Origin of the sequence: Streptomyces niphimycinicus (assembly GCF_018883605.1) — a bacterium.
Lineage (GTDB): Bacteria > Actinomycetota > Actinomycetes > Streptomycetales > Streptomycetaceae > Streptomyces > Streptomyces niphimycinicus.
Window position 1 is genome coordinate 1 of the sequence record NZ_JAHLEM010000678.1, and the last position, 3,831, is coordinate 3,831.

General features: G+C 69.7%; 3 protein-coding genes and 1 pseudogene. 1 reads left to right on the forward strand and 3 read right to left on the reverse strand.

Going from position 1 to position 3,831, the window contains the following annotated elements:
- A pseudogene (locus KN815_RS39890) lies at positions 1-728 on the reverse strand (IS200/IS605 family accessory protein TnpB-related protein); the annotation flags it as partial.
- Between the two features lie 426 nt (positions 729-1,154).
- On the opposite strand from KN815_RS39890, the gene KN815_RS39895 reads away from it, so the two are divergent.
- Entirely contained in the window at positions 1,155-1,907 is a 753-nt protein-coding gene (locus KN815_RS39895) for a dienelactone hydrolase family protein (RefSeq protein ID WP_216346691.1), read from the forward strand.
- A 216-nt stretch (positions 1,908-2,123) separates the two neighbouring features.
- Here the strand turns inward: KN815_RS39895 and KN815_RS39900 are convergent, their stop codons facing one another.
- Together KN815_RS39900 and KN815_RS39905 are read right to left on the reverse strand one after the other, a co-directional pair.
- The gene (locus KN815_RS39900) at positions 2,124-2,672 is read right to left on the reverse strand and encodes a dihydrofolate reductase family protein (protein WP_216346692.1); all 549 of its coding nucleotides are present in this window, start codon (positions 2,670-2,672) and stop codon (positions 2,124-2,126) included.
- Positions 2,673-2,833: 161 nt separating this feature from the next.
- The gene (locus KN815_RS39905; protein ID WP_216346693.1) at positions 2,834-3,484 is read right to left on the reverse strand and encodes a mycothiol-dependent nitroreductase Rv2466c family protein; all 651 of its coding nucleotides are present in this window, start codon (positions 3,482-3,484) and stop codon (positions 2,834-2,836) included.
- Positions 3,485-3,831: the final 347 nt, after the last annotated feature.

Sequence of the window (3,831 nt, forward strand, 5' to 3'; positions counted from 1 at the left end):
CCGTGGGGTCTGTTGGCCAGCCCGGCCAGCGGTGCCGGAAGCTTGATGCTCACCTCACCGTCCGGGCTGACACGGATCGTTTCATTCCCGTACGGCTTCCCCGACTCGCCGTCGGCCTGGAGGAACCAGCGCTCGGCCTCGCAGCGTACACGCCACTGTGCCTCGGCCGGCTGGGCGGCTTGGAGGTGGTGCCGATGGCGCGGCAGCTTCCTTCCACCGCGCACCACACGCACGCGTCCGGCATCCCGGTCGTTCTGCTCCCGCTTCAGGCGGTCCTTCAGAAGCCGCAGGCGCCGGGACTTGGCGAACCACTCCTGCCGGGAGCGGTAACCACCCGGCGAACCCTTCGAACCCTTCGCGCCGACCGGCAGCGACAACCGGGACGCGATCATGTCGATGCCCGCCTGAAGGTGCTGGATATGGGCGAGCTGACCGCGCCGGGCCAGCGCCCACTGGTCATGCGTGGCCTTGGTGATACTGCCCGCCCAGCGTGAGGAGGAGTCCCCGGTCAACACCCGCTTGCGCCGCGCCCACTGGTCACTGTTGTGATCCAGCCCGGCCGCGCAGCGGGCCTTCAGATCCCGGCAGGCCAGGGAGCCCAGCCGGCCACCGACCAGACGCAGGACCATCGCGTCCTGCCCGCTCAAGCCCTTGAGGCTGGTGCGGACGGCCACACCAGTCGGGCCGGGCACCACGAACGGGGCAGCCACCTCGCGCAAACCACCCATGCCCCACCCCTCACGCCACTCGAAAACTTCCCGTCACCGCAACCAACGAGCATCACCCACAAAGGGTCACGCGTACGACACAAGAACTTCCGTTCCCCGCAAGGCTCGGTATGCGGTCCCCGATACTCACTCACGCACACCAAAATGCCCTCAAGCGCTGTCAACCGACAGCAGCCCCCAACCCCTCGACGCCGGGGGCACCCGCACCGGCCCGCCGCACCCCGAGAGCGGCCGGGCCGGGCGGGCCCGGCAAAAACCCGTTGGCGGACCACGGCGAGTACTGCTACCTTTCCGGAGGCCGTGCGAGAGAACGAGGAGGTGGTACCCGTGAACGCAGTATCGACATGGGTGCTCCCCTCCGGGGTCACGGTCGGGCGATAGGTCGTCCGGGAGCGCCGTTTCAGAGCCCTCCCGAAAGGCACGACCATGCTATTCACTTCCGAACAGCGCCTCGACGACGGCGTCCTCGAGCGCGAATTCACCCTCGGCGAGATCCCCGGAATCCTGTGGACTCCCACATCCGCGTCCGCACCCGCGTCCGCATCCGCACCGGTGCCGCTGATCCTGCTCGGCCACCCTCCCCTCGGGCTGCGCAAGATGTACCCCCGACTGGTGGCCCGGGCCCGGCGCTCCGCGGCGGAGGGCTTCGCCACGGCCACCATCGAGCTCCCCGGAAGCGGCGACCGGCCCCGTTGGCCCGCCGCCGAGCAGGCCCGCGCCGACCTGCGCCGGGCGATGGACGCCGGCGGGCCGGTCAGCGACGAGATCGTCGACGCCCTCGCCCTCCCGCTGGTCGAAAAGGCAGTCCCGGAATGGCAGGCCACCCTGGACGCCCTCCTTTCGCTGCCCGAGATCGGCGGCCCGGTCGGGTACTCGGGGGGAGTGATCTCCATCGGCATCCGGCTGGCGGTAGTCGAACCGCGCATCGTGGCCGCCGGTCTCTTCGCCGGGAGTCTCGTGCCACGCGCCATATTCGAGGAGGCCCAGCAGATCACCATTCCACTGCACGTCCTGCTGCAATGGGACGACGAAGGCAACGACCGGCAGGCGGCCCTGGACCTGTTCGACGCCTTCGGCTCCAAGGAGAAGTCCCTGCACGCCAACATGGGCGGACACACCGGCGTCCCGCAATTCGCGGCAGAGGCCGCGGCCCAGTTCTTCACCCGACATCTGAAGTGAGACCGGGCCGTCGGACCGGCAGCGGACGGTAGCCGCTGCCGGCCGGCATGCCGCCATCGAGGACGGGCCCCGGCCCTCCTCGATGGCGGCGCCCAGCAGCCGCACAACCGCCCCGATCGGACGGCTTGACGGCCGCTTTGGCGATCGCCGCCGTGGTCGTGGCCTCGCTACCGTCCACAGGACACTGGTGCCGTCGCGCGGCGGGGCGCGGTGGTGTCAGCGGGCGGTCGGAACGTAGGTGAGGCCGACGACGCCGTTGGTGAGCCGCTTGACGTCGATCAGGTCGAAGTCCGTGGTGTCGATCCCGTCGTAGAGCCGTTCGCCGCTGCCGGCGATGACGGGGAACAGCCAGAACAGATACTCGTCGACCAGCCCGTGCTCGAGCAGTGTCCGGCTGAACGAGCCGCCGGTGCCGACCTTGAGGATGTCGCCGCCCGGCTGTTCCTTCAGCTTGCGTACGGCGTCGACGACGTCGTCCCCGAGCAGGGTGGCGTTCCACTTCATCTCGGTGAGGGTGCGCGACGCCACATGCTTGGGGATGGTGTTCATCCGGACCGCGTAGTCGCCGAACGCCTCCTCCAAGGTCGGCCACACCTCGGCGTGGTTCTCGTAACTGACCCGCCCGTAGAGCAGCGCGTCGACGGAGAAGAGCAGGTCTTTGGACAGTTGCCCGAACTCGCCGGCCCACCGCGTGGCGAGCCAGTTCTGGGGCGTGCTGATCTGGCCGTCCAGGGTGATTACCGCCTGCTCGATGATCTTCCGCACGGTTACTGCTCCTTGCCGGTCGATGTCGCGTGGTCAACGTGTCGAGAGTGCAGACCGGCCGGAGCGACAGAACTCATCGGTTCGGCGACGCCGCCCGCAATCGTGGTGCCGATCGCCTTGTGGGTGCGATGGGGAGAGGCTGAGGATTGCGCCCCGCCGGCTCACGGCCGACCGGCCCAGCCGCTCACGTCGGGGGACGGATCTGCCGGTGCGCCCTTGAGTTCATGGAAGCCGGGGGCGCCCGCGACCAGCAAGGTGGCGTCCCAGAGCCGGCCGGCCTCCTCGCCCCGGGGGACCCGGGACAGCACTGGCCCGAAGAAGGCGATCCGCGCATCGGCGTCACCACCCGGGTCCGGAGCGGCGACGATCGGTGTGCCGACATGAGGGCCGAGGAGAGCGATGGCCTCGGCGTGGGAAGCGCGCACCGCGCCGTCGTAGTCGCCGCAGGACCCGGCCTCGGCAAGCTCCGGAGGCAGCCCGGCGTCGGCCAGCGCCACCCCGGGGTCGTTCATCCACTGCTTGGCGCCACCGTCACCGCGATCGGTCCAGAGGGCTGTGTAGAACGCACCCAGCCCTTCCTGACCGTACTGCCGCAGGACGGCGGCGCAGATGCGTACGGGCACCCACAGATAGCCCTCGGGGTCCCCTTCGGGATCATCGTCACGACCCTCGTTGAGCACCGCCAGGCTCATGACGCGCCAGCGCACGTCCAAGGGCCGGACCGTGGCCGCCTCCACCACCCACCGCGAGGTCAGCCAGGTGTAGGGGCAGGCGGGGTCGAACCAGAAGTCCACGGTCGCTGTCCTCGCCATGGCGTGCTCCTCACCGCTCGCGTGAGCATGTAGCCGTTCCGGGGTACGGGGTATGTCCGGCACGTCGATCTCGCCAACCGGTGGAGTCGCCCTGCCAGCGCCTGTCAACTTCCGAATACGGTACGGGAGTTGCCAGCGAGGAAGGTGGACGGACGGCGCACTGGCCATCCCTCGCGTCGATCCGCGGCTTGCTCTGGTCAAACTACCCGGCGCTAAAGCGTCGGGCTTGCGCAACGGGCACCACTGGCGATGGTGCTGCGTTCGCGTCCAGCCCCGTCCCGCTGGCGCGGTGGTGGGGCGGGGGCCGTTGACGGGGCCCCGCGTCGCCGCAACTCCCACGCACGGGC